The organism is Chitinophaga sp. OAE865, assembly GCF_040546735.1.
Lineage (GTDB): Bacteria > Bacteroidota > Bacteroidia > Chitinophagales > Chitinophagaceae > Chitinophaga > Chitinophaga polysaccharea_A.
Genome location: NZ_JBEPOF010000001.1, coordinates 4433371 through 4457311 on the forward strand (window position 1 = coordinate 4433371; position 23941 = coordinate 4457311).

Annotated in this window: 16 protein-coding genes; 11 read left to right on the top strand and 5 right to left on the bottom strand. The window is 47.5% G+C overall.

What is annotated here, in order from left to right; genetic code table 11:
* Both ABIE50_RS17915 and ABIE50_RS17920 read left to right on the top strand, forming a co-directional pair.
* Positions 1–1128: a glycosyltransferase family 4 protein gene (locus ABIE50_RS17915; protein ID WP_354028063.1), complete on the top strand. Its 1128-nt coding sequence runs from the start codon at positions 1–3 to the stop codon at positions 1126–1128.
* A gap of 21 nt (positions 1129–1149) precedes the next feature.
* Positions 1150–1920 carry a class I SAM-dependent methyltransferase gene (locus ABIE50_RS17920; protein WP_209857652.1) on the top strand — a complete coding sequence of 257 codons (771 nt, stop codon included), beginning with the start codon at positions 1150–1152 and terminating at the stop codon, positions 1918–1920.
* A gap of 58 nt (positions 1921–1978) precedes the next feature.
* On the opposite strand, the gene ABIE50_RS17925 is transcribed toward ABIE50_RS17920, so the two are convergent.
* Both ABIE50_RS17925 and ABIE50_RS17930 read right to left on the bottom strand, forming a co-directional pair.
* Positions 1979–2824: a beta-1,6-N-acetylglucosaminyltransferase gene (locus tag ABIE50_RS17925; protein ID WP_209857653.1), complete on the bottom strand. Its 846-nt coding sequence runs from the start codon at positions 2822–2824 to the stop codon at positions 1979–1981.
* 10 nt (positions 2825–2834) lie between these two features.
* A complete protein-coding gene (locus tag ABIE50_RS17930) occupies positions 2835–4175 on the bottom strand; it encodes an oligosaccharide flippase family protein (RefSeq protein ID WP_209857654.1) in 1341 nt (446 codons plus the stop codon).
* Positions 4176–4648: 473 nt separating this feature from the next.
* Here ABIE50_RS17930 and ABIE50_RS17935 point away from each other — a divergent pair, with 473 nt between their 5' ends.
* The gene (locus tag ABIE50_RS17935) at positions 4649–8704 is read left to right on the top strand and encodes a PKD domain-containing protein (RefSeq protein WP_209857655.1); all 4056 of its coding nucleotides are present in this window, start codon (positions 4649–4651) and stop codon (positions 8702–8704) included.
* Here the strand turns inward: ABIE50_RS17935 and ABIE50_RS17940 are convergent.
* Both ABIE50_RS17940 and ABIE50_RS17945 read right to left on the bottom strand, forming a co-directional pair.
* Positions 8701–9315: an acyltransferase gene (locus ABIE50_RS17940; RefSeq protein WP_142686915.1), complete on the bottom strand. Its 615-nt coding sequence runs from the start codon at positions 9313–9315 to the stop codon at positions 8701–8703. The two genes, ABIE50_RS17935 and ABIE50_RS17940, sit on opposite strands and share 4 nt — an antisense overlap.
* 2 nt (positions 9316–9317) lie before the next feature.
* Positions 9318–10436 (bottom strand): glycosyltransferase, encoded by a 1119-nt coding sequence (locus tag ABIE50_RS17945; RefSeq protein ID WP_354028064.1) that lies wholly within the window; start codon positions 10434–10436, stop codon positions 9318–9320.
* A gap of 255 nt (positions 10437–10691) precedes the next feature.
* On the opposite strand from ABIE50_RS17945, the gene ABIE50_RS17950 reads away from it, so the two are divergent.
* The 4 genes from ABIE50_RS17950 to ABIE50_RS17965 all read left to right on the top strand — a co-directional run bounded on the left by ABIE50_RS17950 (position 10692) and on the right by ABIE50_RS17965 (position 14340).
* Positions 10692–12215 carry a bifunctional GNAT family N-acetyltransferase/carbon-nitrogen hydrolase family protein gene (locus tag ABIE50_RS17950; protein ID WP_142686917.1) on the top strand — a complete coding sequence of 508 codons (1524 nt, stop codon included), beginning with the start codon at positions 10692–10694 and terminating at the stop codon, positions 12213–12215.
* Between the two features lie 130 nt (positions 12216–12345).
* Positions 12346–13143, top strand: coding sequence for an FkbM family methyltransferase (locus ABIE50_RS17955; RefSeq protein WP_209857657.1), 798 nt, complete (start codon positions 12346–12348; stop codon positions 13141–13143).
* 351 nt (positions 13144–13494) lie between these two features.
* The gene (locus tag ABIE50_RS17960) at positions 13495–13794 is read left to right on the top strand and encodes a thiamine-binding protein (RefSeq protein WP_209857658.1); all 300 of its coding nucleotides are present in this window, start codon (positions 13495–13497) and stop codon (positions 13792–13794) included.
* Between the two features lie 48 nt (positions 13795–13842).
* Positions 13843–14340 carry a PH domain-containing protein gene (locus ABIE50_RS17965; protein WP_209857659.1) on the top strand — a complete coding sequence of 166 codons (498 nt, stop codon included), beginning with the start codon at positions 13843–13845 and terminating at the stop codon, positions 14338–14340.
* Between the two features lie 55 nt (positions 14341–14395).
* On the opposite strand, the gene ABIE50_RS17970 is transcribed toward ABIE50_RS17965, so the two are convergent.
* On the bottom strand, positions 14396–15628 hold the full coding sequence (locus ABIE50_RS17970) for a spore maturation protein (protein WP_142686921.1): 1233 nt from the start codon (positions 15626–15628) through the stop codon (positions 14396–14398).
* A 66-nt stretch (positions 15629–15694) separates the two neighbouring features.
* On the opposite strand from ABIE50_RS17970, the gene ychF reads away from it, so the two are divergent.
* From ychF to ABIE50_RS17990, 4 genes are all read left to right on the top strand, one after another.
* A complete protein-coding gene (gene ychF / locus ABIE50_RS17975; protein WP_209857660.1) occupies positions 15695–16798 on the top strand; it encodes a redox-regulated ATPase YchF in 1104 nt (367 codons plus the stop codon).
* A 168-nt stretch (positions 16799–16966) separates the two neighbouring features.
* Positions 16967–20281, top strand: coding sequence for a HEAT repeat domain-containing protein (locus tag ABIE50_RS17980; protein WP_209857661.1), 3315 nt, complete (start codon positions 16967–16969; stop codon positions 20279–20281).
* Positions 20282–20295: 14 nt separating this feature from the next.
* Positions 20296–21948, top strand: coding sequence for an SWIM zinc finger family protein (locus ABIE50_RS17985; RefSeq protein ID WP_209857662.1), 1653 nt, complete (start codon positions 20296–20298; stop codon positions 21946–21948).
* 433 nt (positions 21949–22381) lie between these two features.
* Positions 22382–23899: a reverse transcriptase family protein gene (locus ABIE50_RS17990; RefSeq protein WP_209857663.1), complete on the top strand. Its 1518-nt coding sequence runs from the start codon at positions 22382–22384 to the stop codon at positions 23897–23899.
* The last annotated feature ends 42 nt before the right edge of the window (positions 23900–23941 follow it).

The window sequence follows — 23941 nt, forward strand, 5'->3', positions numbered from 1 at the left end:
ATGGGAAAGATGAATGGCAAAACACGGGTACTTGAAACCATCCGCCAGGGTAAGATCGGCGGGGGAGAAAGTCATGTGCTTGACCTGGTGGCATCGCTGGATAAAACAGTATTTGATCCCATTGTGCTTTCCTTTACAGAAGGCCCTATGATAACGGCTTTGCAGAAAATGAATATTCCCGCATTTGTTATCGAAAGCGAGAAAGCGTTTGATATCAGTGTATGGAAGAAGGTGAAGAAATTTATGGAAGATCAGCGGATAGATATCGTGCATGTGCATGGTACCCGCGCCAATACAAATGTGTTGTGGGCTGCACGCAGACTGGGATTACCGGTGGTGTACACCATTCATGGCTGGTCTTTTCACGATGGATTGCACCCGCTGGCCAAACGTTTACGTATTGCCGCGGAGAAGTTTATCACGCGTAAAACACAGGTGAATATTTGCGTGTCTGAATCCAACCGGCAAACCGGTATCAAAGCCTTAAAAGGGTTTTCCGGTATCGTGGTGAGGAATGGGATCAACCTGCAGAAGTTTAATTCTGATGCACAATATCCCGATCTGCGTGCGGAATATGGTATACCCGAAAGTAAACTGCTGGTTTGTTTTATTGCACGCATGACTTACCAGAAAGATCCGGTGGGGATGATCAGGGGTTTTGCCGCGGCACTGCAACAGGCGCCACAGCTACATTTGCTGATGATAGGGGATGGAGAGCTGATGAATGATGTGGTAAGCGCAGCAACAGCCGCAGGTATCGGAAAACAGGTAACCTTTGCCGGCTTCCGCCAGGATATACCGGCAGTGCTGCATGCGGCCGACATCTATTGCCTACCCTCCCTGTGGGAAGGCTTTCCGATTGGCGTACTTGAAGCGATGGCTATGGGGAAAACCGTTATTGCCAGTGATGTAGATGGTACAAAAGAAGCAGTGCAGGATGGAGAGAGCGGAATACTGGTGCCGTCCGGCAACCCTGCGGCATTGGCTGCGGCCATGGTGAGGGTAGCGCGTGATGGCGCACTGAGAGCCAGGTTACAGAGTAATGCGAAAGCAGCCATCGCAGCTAACTTTAACGTGGCAGGCATGACAGAAAAAATTGCAGCTGTATATCAACAGCTTTGTAAATAATAACATTTTATCAATTGCAATATGACAAAAACCGTGATCACCTACGAATATGACCGGATTACCGATATAAAACGACTGAATTTTATAACGGATAGTTTGAAAAGCAACATTCCCGACGGAGGCCGTGTGTTGGATGTAGGATGTGGTAATGGCGTTATCAGCCGGCATCTCGGGCAGTTTGGCTATGAAGTGCTGGGGATAGATATCAGTGAAAAAACAATTGCAGTAGCACAGCAGCGCAATACTTACCCCAATGTGAAATTTGCAGCCATCAGCGCGGAAGCGCTTACTGCCCAGGGGGAAACGTATGATGCAGTGATATGCAGCGAGGTACTGGAACATCTTGATCAGCCGCAGTTGCTGCTGAACACCATTCATGCATCGCTGAAGGATAATGGCTTGCTGGTGGTAACTGTTCCCAACGGGAATGGCCCCAGGGAATTGTGTGTAACAAGACCCATGCTTAAAGCGCGCAATAACCCTGCTTTATGGAAAAGCATCAATAAGGTAAAAAGCGCACTTGGATTTAAAGGCACTACGGCTCAATCACAGGCCGATAACCTGGATCATGTGCAGTTCTTCACCCGGAAAGACCTCCTGAAACTGGCGGAGGCGAGTGATTTTAAGATCGTGAGATTTGCGAAGACTAATTTCGTGGAAGATGTATTTCCTTTTTCCCTGCTTACAAAGCGGCTTAAATTCCTGCAAACGCTCGATTGCCAGGTAGCAGAAATATTGCCTTACAATTTTACCGGTGGCTTTAACACCTTATGGAGAAAAAGCGCCGGTTGATTTTTGAATGTTGGTACAAAAAGAGAAGGGCTGGTCAGCAATGATCAGCCTTATCTTTTTATCCCTTGTCCGCCGCTGCATCTATGCGGTCCAGCAGCTCAGGCGTTTTACTCATATCGAATTTGCGGGCCAGTAGTTTACCTGATTGCAGTATACCAGGCAGATCGCTCATGGTAAATGTTTTGGGATGCGCATGCCCTTCGGACCAGTCGATATAACGCTGGTAGTTATTTTGCACCGTGCTTTTAAACGGCCCGTTCATGATCACCGTCTGGAAAATAAATTCATCTCCTCCCCAGGTATATTTATAAAAGCGCTCCAGCTCCGGGTGATCTTTTATAAAATGGAAGCACCATACGGCGCATTCCTGCGTAAGGCTCCACCAGAGAGATCCTCCATGGACCTCCATATTCAGTGGATGTTTTCTTTTCGGAAGCAGTTTATTGATCCATGCAGTGATCCGGTATTTCCCCGGCAGCCGGAGATCTTCAAAATGATAGGAGGTAATTTTGGGCATCATCTGTTGCAGCGCACGGGCAGGAAGCAGGTCCAGGAACTGTTGCCCCGCGCGGGCGTTGAAAAAATCATGAAACACATTCATCGTTGTAAGCGGGTAATCCTGCGCACTGATAAGATGGATAAAACCGTACTGGTTACCGGAATTTTCAATGAACTCAATGCCGTTCAGTGCGGCCTGTATGGTACCATATCCCGCCCAGGTAACGTTTACACGTTTCTCTATAAAATATACCTGTGGTAAATTCATCGCTGCCTGCCATTCGTTGATATCAGATTTGGCATCAAGATGTATATAACAATCAATGAGCGGATGCTGCAGCCTGTTCAGCAGCCGGCACAGTTGCGCCGGATTTTTATGACTCAGTATAATAAAAGCAAGTTTCATAAACTGAAAATTATTTATACTGTAAACGGAACAGTTTAATCTTTGATAACAACATTTTACATTCAAGCCAGCCGTAATAAACAATGCTCCTCAGGTTTACATCAGGAAGGTAACGGCGAAGGAAAAAATATCCGAATACCACTGCAAACAAAAGGTTCAGGCTGGAGGCAATGGCCACCGAGCGTATATCTGCAAAGAGTAATACCAGCGCAATATCCAGCACAATATTCAGTATCAGCTTAATAAGATTTTTATAGAAATTGATCAACGGCTTGTTGATCATATCCAATGTAACGCCAATAAACCGGTCGATAGGATAAAGGATGGCGGAAAAGAGGAATATCCTCACAATATCGGTGGCCGGCAGGTAGGCTTTGGCTGCCAGCAAAAGGATCAGCGGCTTTGTGAATAAAAGCAGCCCTACAACAAACGGAAGAATAAGAATGGTAACCGTGCCAGTGTACCTGCAAAAAGCCCGGGATACCTCTTTCCAGTCGCCCCTGTTGGCGGCTGCCGAAATAGTGGGCTGTGAAGTGGCTACAAAGCTGCGCAATATAATTTCGATCACTTCCATAAATTTCTGGGGTATACTGTATACCGCTACCGCGGTAGGGCTCAGCATTGTTCTCAGTACCAGGTTGTCGGAATAATTCAGCAGGGCGGAAGAAAACATGCTGCCAACAATCAGTTTTCCGTAATGAAATAATTCGATGGCCTGTGCTTTTGTCCGTGCAGCCATGGTGGTTAAGGCAGTCCAGCGGAATATCATGCAGTAGATACTGGTGATCAGCAGGGATAATGAATAAGTATACAACACATTATGAAGCGTTACCTGTCTCATAAAAAACAAGATACCCAGTAACACCAGGAATGAGCCGTTCTGCAGCATCCGGATCTGCACAATTTTATCGAATCGGTGCGCTGCCTGTAATACCCATGTGGCAAAGTTAAAGGGCAGCGAAAGTAAAGTCATAATGCCCAGCCAGCCCAGGAAGAAATGCCAGGTAGGACTGAAGTAACGATAGCCAATGGCATATACCAGGAAGGAAAATAAAATAAAGGATAAGGTAAGCAGCAGGGAAATGTACCAGGCGGCTCCTGTTACCTGCCTGCTGATGGCAATATCCGTGCCGGCGCTGAATTTTATAATGCCTGATTGCAGCATGGCAGTACGTATCTGGTCAAGGATATTGTAGGTGGCCAGGAATAATACCCATTCTCCAAAAGCGCTCAGGGAAAGCATCCTTACCAGCAACGCAAAGGAAAGTACATTGAAAAAAGCCATTATAACATTTCCAAGAAGAGAATGAAAATGCCTGTTACGAACAATAGCCAAAAGTTTAAATGCCATGAACCATTAATTACATCAAGTACTATGAATGATAATGGCTTTTTACAGGATGAGGTTAAAAAAAGAGGAATATCAAAATACCCGGAAGAGCAAAGGTAATTTTTTTATTGATAATAATCAGATTCTCAAACATGTTATATTGAAAATAGACAAATAAATATAGATATAAAATATTTATACTTTATTTATTGTAATGATATATGTTATTTTTTTTCATTATGTGAATTAAAAAAAAGCTTTCTTTGCAATAATTAAAACCCTTTTCCCGGGAACTTTTAAGTATCGTGTATGAGGATAGACTTTTAAAACTACTGCACAAGCCATATATTTATATGATAAACCATCTGCTATTGCTGAGGCATTTTTTTTGCCGCAATATTTATAGGCTAGGCGCTATATTGATAATATCTTGTTTTGGATCAGTCCCTGTTTTCAGCCAGGTGCAGACAGCGCGATCGTTTAGCGATCCTACGATGTCTAACATAAAAGGCTTCTATGAATATCTCCCGGAAGGTTATAGCCAGGGAAGCGGCAAGAAATATCCCCTGATCATTTTCTTTCATGGCAACGGCGAACTGGCCAGCAACGGTTCCCCTTTATCGGCTGTTCTTAGAAATGGGTTGCCCCGGGTGATTGCTGATGGTAGATTTCCCAACACCTTTACAGTAAATAATCAAACCTATTCGTTTATAGTAATATCCCCCCAGTTCAATACCTGGCCGGGTTCCGGCGATGTAACCCTGTTTAAGAATTATCTTCTGACAAAATATGATATTGATCCCGACCGCATTTATATCACCGGCTTAAGTATGGGAGGCGGATTAACATGGGGCGCACTTTGTGAAGATAAAACAAAGGCAAAAGCTTTTGCGGGTGCCGCTGTTGTTTGCGGGATGTATCCGCCCACTACGGCCTATGCTGCCGTAGTGGCGTCTAATAATACGCCTGTATGGGCATTCCACAATGATGGAGATGGTACTGTACCTTCAGACTATTCAAAGAACTGGGTAAAGTATATCAACGCCACCATACCGGCTCCCAACCCGCTGGCAAAGCTTACTATTTACAATTCCACTTCGCATGATGCATGGACCAAAGCCTACGATCCCAATACGCGGGAAGATGGCAGGAACATGTACGAGTGGATGTTGCAATACACCAAAGATGGCGCAGTAACAGTGCCACCGGTTACCGGCGGGAAGCGCATCGTGGTGCCCATGAGCAACAGTGCCAACGGCCGCGCAGAAATATATTACCCGGATGCTATGAAAACATTTAATGTAAGCCCGGGCGATACCTTATGCATACCCGCAGGGGAATATGAATACCTGCACCTGGGGAATCTTACCGGTACGGCCGATAAACCTATTGTTATCATTAACTGTGGCGGACAGGTAAAGCTGGGTGTAAAGAACCAGGGCACTGCCGCGGTGTTTAATGCACCCACCTGCCGGTTTGTGGAAATCAGCGGGAGCGGGGATAAGAATTATGAATTTGGTTTTGACCTGAACGGTACCAACATTTCCGGTCTTAAAATATTCGGGCTTACCTTGGGTGTAGGCGCTTCTGACTTTGACGTACATAATATTTACATCCACGACGGCAATATCCTGTTGCAGGCTAAAACCCTGCAAACCTGCGCCCAGCCGCAATACCTTGAAGGCGCCTTCGTGATGAAGAATGTGAAACTGCACCATATTAAATGCCGCAATTCCACCGGTGAAGGCTTTTACATCGGTAACACGCACTACTACTGGACAGAAGGAACCTGTGTGGATATGAGATCGCACTGGATCGAAAACCTTTGGGTGTATGATAATGACCTGGAAAATATCGGGAGCGACGGTATACAGATATCAATGGCTAAGAACGGCGACAACCGCGTGTTCAATAACCGCCTTGTAAATTATGCCACTTCAAAAAATTCTGCACATGGCTACGGTATCCTCATCGGCTCCGGCTCCAGCCTGAAAGTATACAACAATACCATCACCACGGGCTACATGCCGGGAGTAACCGTTTTCGGCTCAGGTGTAAGCGAAATATACAATAACGTGATCTCTGATATTTTTTATGAAGGGATCAACGTGGCAGATAAAATACCCGAAAATACTACCGCAGATCTTTTTCCACCTCCCGCTGCTATCATCTACAATAACACCATCGTTAATACAGATGCAGGTAAGAACGGTATCAAAATATTTGCGTATCAAACACCTATCGGTCACCAGGTATATAATAACCTCCTGGTGGAAACCGGAACGGCCTTCGATTACCCATCAAAGGGATTATATATAAAAGGAGATCAGCCGATAAAGCTTACTTCAGGAAACAACCTCTGTTACACCGATGTAGCCTCCGCTAATTTCGTGGACGGCGCCGCCGGAAATTTCCGGTTGTTATCCACGTCCACCGCCATAAACACGGGCAGGGACATGACCGACTTCTCATTAAAAACTGACTTCGACAATACCGCAAGGCCCCAGCAAAGTAAATATGATGTAGGTGCGTTTGAATTTAAGTCGGGTGGCACCACATCTCCACCCGTTTCAAATGCAGGGAGTGATATTACTATCACATTGCCGGTTGATTATGTTACGCTTGATGGCGCATTATCCGCTCCTTCTTCCGGCAGCGCCATTCAAAGCTATGCCTGGAAAAAGATCTCAGGTCCTGCAGCGGGAACTATTGTGAGCGCCAATACGGTGAAAACAAATGTAACCGGTCTTACCCAGGGAAGTTACGTATATGCATTAACGGTAACTGATAAGAACGGGCTCACGGATGCCGACAGTATAGCCGTTACCGTTAAACCTGCCGCTAATAAACCACCGGTAGCCAGTGCCGGAAGTGATATCCAGGTGCAGTTACCGGTAAACACTACCTCGCTGGATGGAAGCGCTTCTACTGATGCCGATGGACAAATTACTTCATGGGCATGGACAAAAACCGCTGGCCCGGCCGGGGGAGATCTTTCCGCTGCAAACGCAGCTAAAACCAATGTAAGCAACCTGGTGGCCGGCACGTATACCTTCCGCCTCATCATTACAGATAACGCAGGTGCAAAGGATACCGCTACTGTAAAAGTGACGGTGCTGACTGCCGCCAATAAACCACCGGTGGCTAATGCAGGGAAGAACATCCAGATACAACTGCCGGTAAACACAGCTACGCTTAATGGCAGCGCTTCTACAGATACCGATGGACAAATTGTTAGCTGGCTATGGCAGAAAACTGCCGGTCCTGCCGGTGGCGACCTGGCAACAGCCGGTGCCGCACAAACAGCCGTGAACAATCTTGCTGCAGGTACGTATACCTACCAGCTAACCGTAACAGATAATAATAACGCCACGGCCACCGCTACAGTAACTGTACTGGTGCTGGCGGCAGCGCCCAATCAATCGCCGGTAGCTGATGCCGGCAACAACATCAGCATACAGTTGCCGGTGAACAGTGCCGCCCTGGATGGCAGCGCCTCCGCAGATGCCGACGGGCAAATTGTAACCTGGCTATGGGAAAAAACTGCCGGTCCGGCCGGAGGCAATATTGCCAGTGCTGGCGCCGCTAAAACAAACATCAGCAACCTGCAGGAGGGAACATATACTTTCCGTCTTACGGTAACAGATAATAATGGGGCAACGAGCCAGGCTACGGTAAACGTTGTGGTAACAGCAGCTCCGGTTAATCAACCGCCGGTAGCTGATGCCGGCAACAACATCAGCATACAGTTGCCGGTGAACAGTGCCGCCCTGGATGGCAGCGCCTCCGCGGATGCCGACGGGCAAATTGTAACCTGGCTATGGGAAAAAACTGCCGGTCCGGCCGGAGGCAATATTGCCAGTGCTGGCGCCGCTAAAACAAACATAAGCAACCTGCAGGAAGGAACATATACTTTCCGCCTTACGGTAACAGATAATAACGGGGCAACAAGTAACGCTACGGTGAACATCACGGTATTGCCGGTGGAGAACAAAGCGCCGGTGGCACAAACACAGGGCAACAGGAGCATTCAGCAGCCAATGAATTCATTTATTGCAGATGGTAGTTCCTCTTATGACCCCGATGGTACTATTGTGAAGTATGAATGGATGCAGGTAACCGGGCCCACCAGCGCCAATTTAAAGAGCCCCGACCAGGTACAAACCCTCATCAATGGCTTACAGGCAGGACAGTACCAGTTCAGGCTTACCGTTACAGATGATAAGGATGCTACGGCCACGACTACGTTTAATTTAACGGTACAGGGCAACGATATTATTTCTCATGCAGATGATTCACTGGCAATATCTCCCAACCCGGCAACAAGCTTTATACGCCTGCGGATCGTGCGTAAAGGCGAACAGCCTTTGCAGGTCAGGATTTTTGACATGAACGGCCGCATGCAGCAACAGCTAATGTTCACCACGCCGGATTCCTTCCAGTCGGAAGTAAACATCAGCAATTTATCAAACGGACATTTTATAGTGGAGGTGAAGTCTGCCGACAACAGCTATAATAAGAAAGGACGTTTTATAAAAATAAGCAACTAAATTTTTTCCCAGGTTCCACTGGATGGCTGATATTGACGGATAGGGCGGGCAGGATTGCCCGCCACTATTGTATAAGGAGGTACGTCTTTGGTTACCACGCTGCCGCCGGCCACCACGGAATGCCGCCCGATAGTAACGCCCGCGGTGATAACGCTGTTGGCGCCTATCCAGCAATCCGCTTCTACAACAATTTCACCAGTAGTACACGGCTGCAGCGAAATAGGCATATCAGGATCTTTATAGCCATGATTCAACCCCGACAGCACAATGTTCTGCGCCAGTATAACATGATCGCCTATACGTACGGGACCAATCAGCACATTACCTATTCCTATCCTTACATGGTTGCCGATGATCACAGCGCCCATGCCATTATTTACAGTAGCAAAATCTTCTATGGTGGAGTAGTTGCCCAGGGTAAAGGTATTAAAGGGAAGTACATCCATCCGGGTCCGTCTCCTGATAAGTGCGCCCTTCCCTTTTTTATGGAAAAAAGGATTTACGAACAACCGCACCCATAACCGGGGGCGGGCCTGGTGCCTGGGCATCAGGAGGTATAAAGCCAGTTTCTTCAGACCAGGGTGTTGTTTCAGTTTTTCTTTGATGCTCATAATCAGTTACCGCTGGTGTTTAAGATGGCCTGGTAAATAGCTGCTACAGAATTTTCCCAGGTATGTGTGCCGGCAAAGCGGATACGTTCACTCGCAAGTGAAGGATCTGCATTTTCTGATAAGGCTCTTTCAATCAGCGGAACATAGTCGCCCGCCGTTGCAGCCAGGTATACATGTTGCCTGAACAGCTCCATGGTTTTGGTAGCAGTGGCCACCACCGGTTTGCCCATGGCCAGGTACTCATCTATTTTCAGGGGATAGTTCCCGGCCGTTACTTCGTTCAGTACCTGAGGGTTGAGGCATACATCAAAAGCCTGTACATAAGCAGGGAGCTGCGACAGATCCTTATGCCCTGTAAAATAAACGTTTGGCAGCTGGTGAAGCCGGGACGCTTTAAAGTCGTCGTCTTCCGGGCCAACAAGCACCAGTTTCCAGTCGGGCCGTTCACTGGCTATCTTTATTAACACATTAATATCCAGCCGCAGCGATTTCAGCGCTCCCACATAGCCTATTACCGGGCCTTTGCCTGTTGGCACGTCTTCAGGCACCGGATGCTCAGCCGCAGCATTGAACAGCCGCAGATCACATCCCTGTCCAACGTAATAGCTCGCGGGATTGTATTGCTGCAGCATTTCCTTAAGGTATAATGAATTGGCTACTGCGGCATCAGCCTTTGCAATATGCTGCGGTTCCAGCTGCAGCCCGTGCTTCTTCCAATAAGGAACGCCCAGCAGGTAATCCCTGCTGTAGTACACATAACTGGATGGTTGTAACATTTCCTTGAGATAGAATCCCCGGAAGATGTCATTATCATTAAACAAAATGATGTCTTTGAAATTCATTTCCCGGATAGCCTCCCTGATACTGTCCGCAAACTTTCTGTTATTGCGCTTGTTAAACCAGGAAAACAGCGGTGTGAAAGGCAGCCAGTTGATAGATTCCAGCACTGCGGAAGGGTAGTAGTTCCAAAGGTTACTGCTTATCGGAACGATAGCCGGCACTTTCTTGCTGATGGCATCGAGCTGGTATTGTACATGCGGATCGTCTTTCCCGTTGATAACGGTATTCCTGTCCAGCGGTGAGTTAATATATAATACCCGGTTGTGCCGGGCAAATTCCATCGCAATATTTTTACAGTTACTTCCAATAGAAGTATACCATTGTTGCAGCCCGATTATAACTATATCTCTGTTTTGAATTAACGGCACGATAGCAAAGGTGTAATTGATGTATACGGTTTATAAACTAAATGTGCAGGTTTGCCGTTGGGGATGGTTAAATATGAAGTTCTTAACTTTAACTGCAAAGTAAATAAAAAATTCGATATTATTGAAGTATTACGATAACAATTGTCTTTTAAAACAGAAAAACAGGCTATGTCAGAAACAGTAGAAATAAGGAATTTAACCGTGGAAGATTACCTTGATCTCAAGGAATCTATGGTATCGGCCTATGCCGATATGGCGGGCAGTTACTGGCGGGAGCCTACCATACAACGGCTGATCAAGCTTTTCCCGGAAGGGCAGATAGCGGTTACAGTGAATGATAAAGTTGTAGGATGTGCGCTGGCAATCATAGTAGACTATGAAAAATTCGGTGATAACCACACCTATGAACAGATCACCGGTTACTATACTTTTAATACACATAACCCCAAAGGGGATACGCTGTATGGCATCGAGGTATTTGTGCATCCCGACTATCGCGGAAAGCGACTGGCTCGCCGCCTATATGACGCCCGTAAAAACCTTTGCGAGCAGTTGAACCTTCAGGGTATTGTAGCCGGCGGACGAATCCCTAATTTTGAAAAGTACTCGGACAGGATGTCGCCCAGGGAGTATATTGAAAAGGTGCAGGACCGGGAAATTTACGATCCCACGTTAACGTTCCAGTTTTCGAACGACTTTACCGTAAAGAAGATCCTCAGGAACTATTTGCCTAATGATGAGGCCTCCAAAGGTTTTGCCACCCTGTTGCAGTGGTTCAATATCTATTATGAAAAGGACCTTGATACTATCCGGTATAATAAGTCAACGGTGCGTATTGGCCTGGTGCAATGGCAGATGCGCGACTATGGCGGCCTGGATGGCTTTCTGCAACAGGTGGAATATTTCATTGACGCGGTTAGTGATTACGGTTCCGACTTCGTGGTATTCCCTGAACTGTTTAACTCCCCGCTGATGGGAGAGTTTAACCAGATGGACCCTGCCGGGGCCATCCGGGGGGTAGCCCAATACACTAACCAGCTGAGGGAAATATTCCAGCAGCATGCGGTAGCCTATAATGTAAATATCATCTCAGGAAGCATGCCCATTGTAATAGATGAGGGGCTGTATAATATTTCCTATCTCTGTCGCCGCGACGGCACTTACGAACAGTATATCAAGATCCACCCCACGCCAGGTGAAGTTGCGGCCTGGGGAATCAAAGGAGGAAGCGATATCAAAGTGTTTGACACCGATTGCGGTAAAATCGGTATCCAGATCTGCTATGATGTGGAATTCCCTGAACCTTCACGTATCCTGGCGGAAGAAGGTATGCAGATCCTGTTTGTTCCTTTCATGACCGATACCCAGCATGCTTATAACCGTGTCAGGTTCTGCGCGCAGGCAAGGGCTGTTGAAAACGAGTGTTATGTCGCTATCGCCGGCTGTATCGGGAACCTGCCCAAGGTAAACAATATGGACCTGCAGTATGCGCAGTCATGTGTATTTACTCCCTCCGATTTTGCTTTCCCGGTAACCGGCATCAAAGCTGAATCAACCCCTAATACGGAGATGGTGGTTATCGCTGATGTGGATCTTGTATTGTTGAAGGAATTACATGCCTTTGGAAGCGTGCAAACTAAAAAAGATATCCGGAACGACCTGTACGAGGTAAAATATAAGAAGAAGAAATAGATATAGATGACCGGTGTTTTTTAATTATAGATAAATATAATATAATAAAGGAAAATAATAGGATAATGGCGGGCAGATGCTTGCTGTTATCCTTTTTTAGTTCTAAATTTCATTACAAATTCCCTGATTTATGAAAGATCAAGCCTATTATCCGTCCTGGAAGAATTTATCCAAGTACCGGCAATATTTCGCCTACTTCAGTGAATATATCCGCTATAACGACTGGAAGTCCCTCCAGGCATCCCTTAAACTGGTATTATTAAATAAGCCCTCACTGGAGGAGTGGAATGCAAAGTCGGCGATGGGGCATTTCCGGATCCGCAAAGGCACTACGGATTTCCAGTTTATTAATTACGCCTATGAAAAAAAGGTGCGCGACTTCCTGAAGCAACAGGTGGAAAGCCATAACATAGACGGCTTTATAGACATTGGCGCCTGTATTGGTGAGTACGATGTTTGGCTGGCCGGGAAAGGCGTTCCCTGTGTGGCGTTTGAACCGGTGAACCACAAAGCTGTACAGGAGAACATAACCCTCAACAAAGTAGGGGATAAAGTAAAACTTTTTGCCTGTGGCCTGGGCAGCAAACAGGAAAAGGTGAATTTCAATATTATGAGCACTGTTACCGGTTCCAGTTACATCGACCGGGAAAATGATAAAGAAGGCAATATACCTATTGAAAGGCTCGATGACCTGGTCCCAGAACTTGGATTTGACCTGAACAGCAAGATCATCGTAAAACTGGATGTGGAAGGAATGGAGACAGAAGTACTGGAAGGCGCCCGGAATTTTATCAGTCAAACACCTCATCTGCGTATTATTTTTGAGCGCTATGAAGGTGACAATACTGTAAACGATAAGCTGAGCTCACTGGCTGATTTTACCTTCGACCGGATAGATCAGTTCAACTATCTCGCCACAAAAAAATAACCAACCTTTTTATATTTATAAAGGCAATACATGTTCATTTATGTATTGCCTTTTGTAGTTTTACCACTCCCGCGGTCATAATTTGCCGGTAAATAGATGTTTTTTATTTGTTATATATAACGAATCGAAGTATCACTCACTGTATAGAAAAACAAGTATATAGAATGGTGTAGTTTGTTGATATTTAGTTGTTTAGAAGGTACAACTAAACTGATACTATAAGACATTTCACCTCTTTTGCAGCGAAGGAACCAGAATTATACCCTGAAAGGGACCGTTTTGCTTCAATCTTCCTGCTAAATAAAATAATGTAATAATTTGATAACCATAAAAATATAAAGCTGTAAAAAAATGAGTAACAAGATTAATTTAGCCCTCCAGATCATTCCTTCGGTGCCTTCAGAACAGGTTTACCCGGTAGTAGACGAAGCAATTGCAGTGATCAGGGACTCCGGGGTAAAATACAGGGTATGCCCTTTTGAAACGGTGATGGAAGGAACCTATGAAGAGCTGATGGAAGTGGTGCGCAAAACCCAGGAAGTATGTTTTAAAGCCGGCGCTTCCCAGTTGCTGGTGTATATAAAAATGCAGATAAGAAAGGACGGAGATGTAACCATTGAAGAAAAAACCGGGAAGTATGATAGCATATAAATAATCATTTTGTTTTATCTTACCTGCCGAATTAAAGGAGAGCCATATATGCGATACGCCGCCCCGTTGGATGATAACTCGAAGATTGTAACGAACCTGGTCATCATTGTCACACTTATATTTTTATTCAGGCAGATCACGGATGTTTCACACGATGCAATGGTTACCACCATGCTGTTGTTTATCCTGGTGCCAGCCATCCTGGTAGCCTGGTACCTGAGCCCCCGGTATTATATCCTAACGGCTACGACTATACTTATCAAGCGGCCCCTGCATAGTATTACTATTCAGCTGGAAGATGTGGTAAGATTGAGAAGCATTACGGAAGAAGACCTGGGTACAAGCTCCCGCTTACTGGCATTGGGAGGTATTTTCGGATACCTGGGCACTTACCGTTCCAGTGAAATAGGAAAGTACCAGCGCTGGTGCACCAACCGGGAAAACCTGGTGCTGATAGAATCGCTCAACAGGAAGTGGCTGATCAGCCCTACCGGTGCAGATGATTTTGTGAAGCGGGTAAATGCAACGATTAACATACCGGCATAAAAACATAAAAAAAAGGGAAGGCGCTAACCTTCCCTTTTTTTATTTACAGGAATAATTAATGGAAAAAGAGATACGCCAGTAATATGGCGCAGAGCATCCCGAAGAAGTCGGCGATCAGGCCGGCCGCCAGGGCATATCGTGTAAGCTTGATGTTTACAGAGCCGAAGTACACCGCCAATACATAAAAGGTGGTTTCAGTGGTGCCCTGTATAATACTGGCCAGTTTACCTACAAACGAATCCGGACCATGCGTTTTCAGAATGTCTACCATCAGGGCGCGGGCGCCGCCACCGCTCAGCGGTTTCATAAAGGCCACCGGCAGGGCAGGCACAAAATCCGTATTCAGCCCCATGGCGGCAAACAGTAAGCCGATCCCGTTGGTAATATAATCCAGGCAACCGGTGGTCCGGAATACGCTGATAGCTACCAGCATGCCCACCAGGTAAGGAATGATCCTTACAGATACCTGGAATCCCTCTTTGGCGCCCTCAATAAAGGCGTCATATACATTGATCTTTTTTACCATCCCGGCTACCAGGAAAATAATGACAATGCTGAAGATGATCGCGCCGCCGAGGGAAGCCGTTTTAGGGCCTATCTCCGCAGGAGGTAAACTATGTACCCAAAACCATAAAGCAGCCATGATACCGGCAAACAGTGCGAGGAATACCAGTACGGGTAATTTAAAAAGATTGATCTTCTGGTAGATGGAAACCACAAACATTCCCATTATAAAGGCCATGAAGGTGGATATCAGGGTGGGGATGAAGATGTCGGCCGGGTTGGCTGCACCGGCCGCCAGCCTGATGGCTATCACGGAAGTGGGTATGAGCACCACACCGGCGGTATTCAGTACCAGGAACATGATCTGCGGGTTGCTGGCCTCTTCCGGCTTCGGGTTGATCTCCTGCAGCTCCTTCATCGCCTTCAGGCCCATAGGGGTGGCGGCATTATCGAGCCCCAGCATGGTGGCAGAGAAGTTCATCATCATAGACCCCATCGCCGGATGTCCCTTGGGCACTTCAGGGAACAACTTGGAAAAGAAGGGGTTTACCAGTCTTGAAAACCGGTTGATCATCCCCGCTACCTCGCCGATCCGCATGATACCCAGCCATAAAGTCATGATGCCGGCCAGTCCCAGCGAGATCTCCGCACCGGTTTTGGCGCTGGCAAACATGCCGTTCATAATCTCCCCGAAAATAGACGCATCATGTAAAACTACTGACTTGAAAAGTGCTACAACAAATGCAATAAGAAAAAATCCCAGCCATACGTAGTTTAATGCCATTAGATTATTGGTTTATTCATCAACAAATAAACTAAAATAAACCTATCTTTGCGCAAATTTTAAAAAATGGCTTTGCAAGTTGGAATTGTAGGATTGCCGAATGTAGGAAAATCGACTTTATTTAATGCGGTGAGCAACAGCGCTAAGGCGCAGGCCAGTAACTACCGCTTCTGTACTATAGAACCAAACGTTGGCCAAGTAGATGTGCCGGACGAACGTATGCATAAACTGGCAGAGCTGGTAAAGCCCGATCGCGTAGTGCCTACTACCATCGAGTTTGTAGATATTGCCGGCCTGGTAAAAGGCGCCAGCAAAGGGGAGGGCCTGGGAAACAAGTTCCTGGCCAATATCCGCGAGGTAGACGCGATCGTGCATGTGATCCGCTGCTTTGAAGATGAAAACATCCTCCGCGAAGAAGGAGAGATCAACCCGGTAAGCGATAAGGAAATCATTGACACCGAATTACAGCTGAAAGACCTGGACAGCGTGGAACGCAAAGTAGCACGCACCGAGAAAATGGCTAAAACCGGTGGCGATCAGAAAGCAAAAGCAGAATTCGAAATACTGAAAAGGTGCCAGGAACACCTGGAGAAAGGCCGTAACATCCGTGAACTGGGCCTCAGCAAAGAAGAAAAGGTAGCTATTGCCGACCTGTTCCTGCTCACTGAGAAACCGGTATTATATGTTGCCAACGTGGATGAAGCTTCCCTTCATACCGGCAACAAATTTTCCCAGGCCCTGCAGGAATCCGTGAAAGCGGAAAACGCACAGGTAATTGTAATGAACAATACCATTGAAGCCCAGATCTCCGAAATGGAAGACCCGGCCGATAAAGAACTGTTCCTGGGAGAATATGGTTTGGCAGAACCAGGCCTGAACCGCCTGATCCGCTCTGCCTATAACCTGCTGGACCTGATCACCTATTTCACCGCCGGTGTACAGGAAGTACGCGCCTGGACCATCCACAAAGGATGGAAAGCCCCGCAGGCTGCCAGCGTTATCCACACTGATTTTGAGAAAGGCTTCATCAAAGCGGAAGTAATTGCTTATGAGGACTACGTGAAATACGGATCAGAATCCGCTGCACGCGATAATGGACGTTTACGTATTGAAGGTAAAGAGTATATCGTTGCCGACGGAGATGTAATGCACTTCCGTTTCAACGTTTAATGATACTTCTGGATAAGTTCCATGAAGGTTACAACAAAATGACGGGCCGGCCATCCGGCCCGTTGCTATATAACCCCTAACGTACATGCCTATATTAATTATGTAACCACGCCACGTTAATTCAAAATTCTTTTATTAGCTTAGCCACCTATTTTTTAATGTTAGCTCATGCGAATTGTCAGGAACGTAAAACTCTTTTTCCGGGAAGGAAACTCGGATAAGACCTACGAAATTGATCTTTGTGAAGTTGGCCAGGAACAGTACATTGTTAACTTCCGCTATGGTAAAAGATTTGGTACCCTGAAAGACGGCACCAAAACAGTTAGCCCCGTTACATTGTCCGCCGCTACCACTATATTCGATGCCCTCGAAAAGGAAAAACGAAGCAAAGGTTACCTTGGAGAACAGGAAGCTGTCCAGGATTTATCATTTACACCGGTAGATACTACCCTCGTGGAAAATCTTAAGCACCGCGCCATTCTCAAACGTTTACAGGATGCAGTGGAAGGAAAGAACAGCTTTAAAACCTCCTGGAGCACCTCGCGTGTAATATGGAGAGCCGGTGAAGAAAAAATAACAGCAGCCATTCCTTACCTGGTCAAACTGGTGGAGAAAGGCGATGGATTACAACGCTATGCCGCCCTTTGGGCGCTTGGTAGATCCGGCGATCCCGCTGCCATCCCCGTACTGCGCTCTTATGCCGACAACAGTTCCCGGCCCCTGAATATCAGGATGCTGGCAGCCAACGGCCTGCTGCTGGTACTGCCACCGGAAGAACGTACAGCGCATGTACGTTCTTACCTGCAACGCCTGCCCGAAGTTTTCCAGCAAACTATTGCCAGAGGAAATACAGAGGAGCTGCTGGCGCTACTGCAGCAACAGGTGATCACCCGGCAGGAGCAAAGCTACCCGTTGCTGGAAGACCTTTACATCGTTGCCTTTGAGCATCCGGCAGTGAGAGTGGTTATCGGCAACCTGCTCATGCACCTGCCTTTCAGACCTTCCTGGTTCCAGCATATCCGCCATATCTTCAAACAGGCGGAACTGCGTGGCGATCAGGGCGTGGTAGCCATACTGGCGGCACGCTTTGAAAGGGAAGCCGCTATGTTTAAGAATCCCGGTACCAGGACGGATTATAATGATAAACGCTTTGTGCCAGGCATCTTTATACCTGAGCTGAATGAATCGTTGCAGGCAGATAAAGAACTGAAAAGACCCACCAGTAAAGTGGCCTATTCAGATAAGACCCGTAACTATCTTCATTACCGCGTATTCCGTAACCTGCGCCGCTTTGGTGAACAGAACGATGACCACTATGTTCGCCTCGCCACTGCATTATTGCTGCAATATGACGAAGGCAGGGATGCTGCGAAAGAGTATCAAACCCAACAATATACCTGGGTGAATGGCCGCTATGTGACCTACTACCGCCACTTCCCGGCTAACTCCAAACTGGTGTATCTCAACTACATCCTCCGCGGGAACGCGACCAACATGAAGCTGACTGCAGATCATAAGGAGTGGGTTTTCAAGGACCAGGGTGTACCTAACGGACAGGCACAAACGAAATCTACCGGTAACCCCGATGCGATGAAAGACAAAGGCGGCCTGCTGAAGAAACTCTTTGGCTGGCTGGGTGGGGAAAAGAACCAGCCGGCATCCGCAGTACCGCCTGAATACAAGGCTGCTGAGCCACAGGCAAAGCCGGCGGGAGATGTGCCCTTCCTGCACCTCTGGCAGCAACTGCCCCAGGCTTTTATCCAGCTGCTGGTATCGGCACGCATGGAAGCAGTGCATATCTTTGCCATGGAGCAACTGAAAGCACACCCTGATTACAATACCCTGAAAGATAAAATGGATGAAGGCGTGATCGCCGGTCTCCTCGCCAATGCCTTTTCCATCCCGTCGATGTTCGGCCTGGAACTGGCTAAAGAAAGATACGATCCAGCTAACCCATCGTTGCGCTTACTGTATGTGCTGGTAATGAGCCCCCTGGAACTGGCCCGTATACAGGGCCTGCAGTGGATCAGCGACAATGAGGCGGTTTGCTTTGCAGACATGGACTTTCTCATGCAGCTGATGTTTTCACCTTACAGGGAAGTACGGAACTTCGTTCGTAAGCAACTCACTCCGGGATATTTATCTCCGGATAAAATGAGAACGCTTTGCGTTAAAGCGGTGACGGCGCTGCTGGCACTGAAAACAGCTACCCCTGAAGAGAATGAAAACCTCAACGATGGCTGCAATATCCTGGAAGGGAGCTGCCGCCCGGTACTAACGGAAACGGGTATACCGGATATAGAAGCATTGCTGCAAAGCCCTGTGGCGGCCTGCCAGGCTTTTGCCGCCAGGCTGCTGCTCCTGAAACAAGGACAGTTCAACTTCAGCGAAGTATCTGATTCAATGGTGAAAAGCCTGATCAGCAACGGCTTCCAGCCGGTAAGAACTGCCTGGGTGGAAGTGCTGGAGGCAATGGGTATCAATGAACTGCTGAAAAGACCGGAGCTGGTACTCCATATATTATTAAGTACGTATACGGATGTACGAAATGCAGTGCGCCCGCTCATCAGCCGCCTGGTACAGCAGGATAAACGCCTGGCTGTTTACCTGGTGAATGAACTGGTGCCCCTGCTTATGCGCAGGGAAACCGCCGAGGGTATGCACGCCGATATAGAAGCCACACTCAGTAATGAGCTGGTGGACTATCTGCAGGATATAGATGCTGCTACCGCATTGCGGTTATTGTACGCCAATTACAGATCGGCGCAGCAGTTTGGCCTGCTGGTGCTGGACAGGTATATCCCTGCCCCGGCCTTATCACTGAAACAGGTGATCGCCGCCGGTAACCATGAGTTGCTGAAAGTAAGGGAGTGGAGCTGGCACTTTTATTATGATAACGCGGCGCGTATCCGTTTTGAAAGGGATGCGGCCATCGGGCTGCTCGATGCGAAGTGGGACGACACCCGCCAGGAAGCCATGGAATTTTTCCGGACGCAATTCACGGATAAGGATTGGTCGCCCGAAACCCTGGTGGCAGTTGCCGACAGCGTACGCCCGGATATACAGGCTTTTGGCCGCGAACTGCTGTTACGCTTCTTCCATGAGCAGGACGGGCAAACCTACCTGTTAAAACTGAGCCAGCATCCAAGTGAAAGTATGCAGTTGTTTGCTACCAATTACCTGCAGCAATATGCGGCCGGTAACCTGGCATTCCTGCAACAGCTGGAGCATTATTTCCGCGTGGTGCTGAGCAGGGTGAACAAAGCCCGCGCCGCGAAGGAAAGGATCTTTGCATTCCTGGAAAAAGAGGCCATGAAATCAGCAGAGGCAGCTGCTTACATCGGTCATATTATTGCGCATATATCCGCTACGGTAGCTATAGGCGACAAAGCCCGCTGCATCAGCATTATGCGTAGTATACAGGAACGGTATGCCGTGGAGCTGCCCATTGAAATAGTGCCAACAACGATCAGAGTATCTTAAAAAGTAATCCATTTATGTTATTCAACTACAGATACAGCGGGAACTCCAACGTGTACAGCAATGCCACTTCAGCAGGCATTTCCTTTGCACCGGATACCCGTCGTGATCCCACATTCTTTGTGGGGAAGCTGCATAAGAAAATAGCTTTCCGCGAAGCCATTTCCGCCCTCCATGACGTAGTGGTATCTGACCTCCGCTTTAAACCGAAAGACAAAACCGCCTACAAGGAATGGGCCGCTCAGCAGGAAACGGTATGGCTGGCCGAATTCATGAACGGCTACGATGTAAAGGCTTCCGATCAGCGGATAGATGCCCTGAGAGAAGAGCTTAGCAGTATTTACCAGGAACAGGCCAGGGTAATGGCGCCTTTTTATAAAGCCAGGAAGAGTTATTTTGATTATTTATACCAGAAAGACCGCGATGCCTGGTTTGTGCTGGATCCCGTGATCAGCGTGCATCCTGATGAACTGTTCTTCGAATGTTTCAGCCAGGATGAATCTACCTACGGAAAACTGAGCGCCAGCTATAATGTGTTCAGGGAGGTGAATGAGTTTGAATGTGGCACTACCAATATTGATTATTCTGCCTCCCTCTATAACGAATTCCAGAAGATCCGTGATTACAAGGAAACAGATTTTAAAATTGACCCGGGAGGGTTCCAGGTGCAAACCTCGCAGGAGGAATTATACCACGAGGTAAAGATAGACCTGCCAGATAGCTGGGTAAGAGGATTCCTGCAGGTAAGCTCCGCAATGACGCTGCCGGCAGCCACCTTTGAGCTGCATCCGATGGATGTATATAATTTCTGCTCCTGGCTGCGTCGCTTTAAGGAAAAACGCGGGCCGCGCTCCATTCGTTTTATACTGGAACCCGATAAGCCGGTACGCGCCATATTTGAACCCTGGAACCAGGAAATCGTATGTGCGAGATCTTTATACACCGGTCCCCAGCGCAGGGAGATCAGGATATGGGGGAGAAAACGGTTGCTGATCCTGGAACGGCTGATTCCTATTGCGAAAAAATTCACCGTGCATCTTACCGGCAACGGGCTGCCATCTTTTTATGTGGCCGATCTGGGCGATATGCAGTTTACGCTGGGGCTCAGCGGATGGACAACCAACGACTGGTCGCGCGCCGGGCAGTTCGACCTGATGGCGCCGCGAGCAGAGGTAAGCGACCAGGCAAAGCTCACCGTTTTTGAAGACCTGAAAACCAGGTGGATGGCCAAACCGGAAACGATTGCAGCCACCACAGGGCTCGACAGGGCTACTGTACTTGGCGCACTGGGCATTTATACCCAGGCGGGCAAAGTGATCTACGACCTGCATACGGGATTTTACCGCCTCCGTGAACTAAGCCGTGAACCGCTGCCCCTGGACCAGTTGCGTTTTGCCAACCCGCAGGAAGGAGAAGCCACTAAACTGGTGCAGGCAGGGAAAGTGGAATTCACCGCTACAGATATTCCGGGCACAGGATTACAGCTGAAAGGAAATGTAAAAGGCGCACAACGTATATACCATCCCGTTATTACCATTGATGCGGATGAAAGATTGAGTAATGCGCACTGCGACTGTAACTTTTACAGCACGAATAAATTATACAAAGGGCCGTGCGAACACATGCTGGCACTGCGTATAGCGCATTCGGAAAATAAAGCGGTAAAATAGTACAGGGAGATGTTTTATATCCGGGAATTATTTTCTACCTTGCTGACTCGTTAATAACAAAGATCTTTGTAAAGAGGAATTGATTGCACTTGCGCCCGAAAAGGGACGAATGATGTTTCGTCATTCAGGTATTCTGACTATACATGCTTCACTAAATGCAATCTTTACTTTGGGAGGGGCCTACTGTACACATATTTCCAGTAGAAGCCCCGGGGGCTGAAATATGCGTACAGTAGGCCCCTCCCTGGAGTTGATTGATTTAGTCAATGGTTTGCACGAAGGCCCTTTCCTCTTTACAGAATTTTGTTTCCCCGTTTTAGCAAGGCCATACTCCCGGCCATTTTCCATCTTCTTCCCGGTATATTTATTTGAAGACAAAGGATCATTTTCATTGTCTGAGTCATGAAACAGCATAAATACAAACCTATTTATCATGTTCTTAACCCGTCAGCAACTGTACGATAAGATACGTGCATCCTCAAAAGAGGAATATATATTACAGGAAATGACGCGCCTGGGTTTCTGGGCCGAAAACGTTGCACAGCCTTCACCCGCAGCCACCCTTATCCAGAAAGAGAGCGAGGTGCGCCGGCAGTTGAATGAGCTGCTCAGCGAACGGCAACGCTACCGCAATAAGCGGGCAATGCTGGAAGACATGCGCAAAGCCCGCATGGCTAAAGCCAAACTGAAAAGAGAAGAAACAAAACAACGCCGCGAAACCGCCAGGAAGGAAAAAGCCGCTGCATGGGCTGTCACAAGGGAACAGGAAATTGTATACCTAGGTGAAGAAGTGTCTGCAGGCTTAAATAAAAAAGTGCCGGATGTGGCACAACTGCAGAAATTCGGATTACCTGTATGGGCCGACGCCGCTGCACTCGCGAACGCCATGGGTATCACCATCGGTAAACTGAGGTATTTGTCCTTTAACCGGAAAGTAGGGCATCATACCCATTACCAGCGTTTCCAGGTCCCGAAAAAATCCGGTGGCACACGTACCATTTCTGCTCCCATGCCACAGCTGAAAGCTGCGCAGCACTGGATCCTGGAAAACATTCTTTATAAAATAAAAAATGATGAAGCTGCACATGGTTTCGTGCCCGGTAGATCCATTGTTACCAACGCTGCGCCGCATACCGGACAGGATATCGTGATCAACATTGATCTGCGCGACTTCTTCCCGTCTATCGCCTATAAACGTGTAAAAGGATTATTCTGTAAACTCGGATATGCTGAACAGGTAGCTACCATACTGGCGCTGATATGTACAGAACCTGAAGTAGATGAAGTATTGCTCGATGGCCGCAAATACTATGTGGCTAAAACAGCAAGACATCTCCCGCAGGGAGCCCCTACAAGCCCGGCCATCACCAACCTGATCTGTTATAAACTGGACAGGCGTTTTGCAGGCCTGGCGGCAAAATACGGCTACGCCTATACGAGATATGCTGATGATATGACCTTTTCTGCAAAAGGACCTGCTGCTGATAAAGCAGGGCAGTTACTGCGTGCAGTGAAAATGTTTGTAAAGGAAGAAGGATTTACTATCCATCCCGACAAGTTGAAAGTAATGCGCAAGGGCGATAAGCACGAAGTAACCGGCATCGTGGTAAATGAAATGCTGAGCCTGGACCGTACCACCCTTCGTAAATTCCGTGCGTTGCTGCACCAGGTGTCAAAAACCGGTTTGGCCAACAAAAGCTGGGGCAAAGGAAAAAATATTATCAGCAGCATGGAAGGATACGCCAACTTTGTACATATGGTGAAACCGGAACTGGGCATAAAGCTGAAAGCCACACTGGGCGCCTTGTTGCAACGGGAGGATATAAAAGCGGAAGCCCGTGAATTATGGACCGGTGATAGGCCCGCCAAAAAAGGAGTAGCTGGTTTTAAACCAGAACCGCTTAACCAACAAAATCCTTCATCAGATAAACCCTGGTGGGATGTAGTATAACAACAGGCAGGCAAACATAAAAGCCCCGGGTACCATCAATAG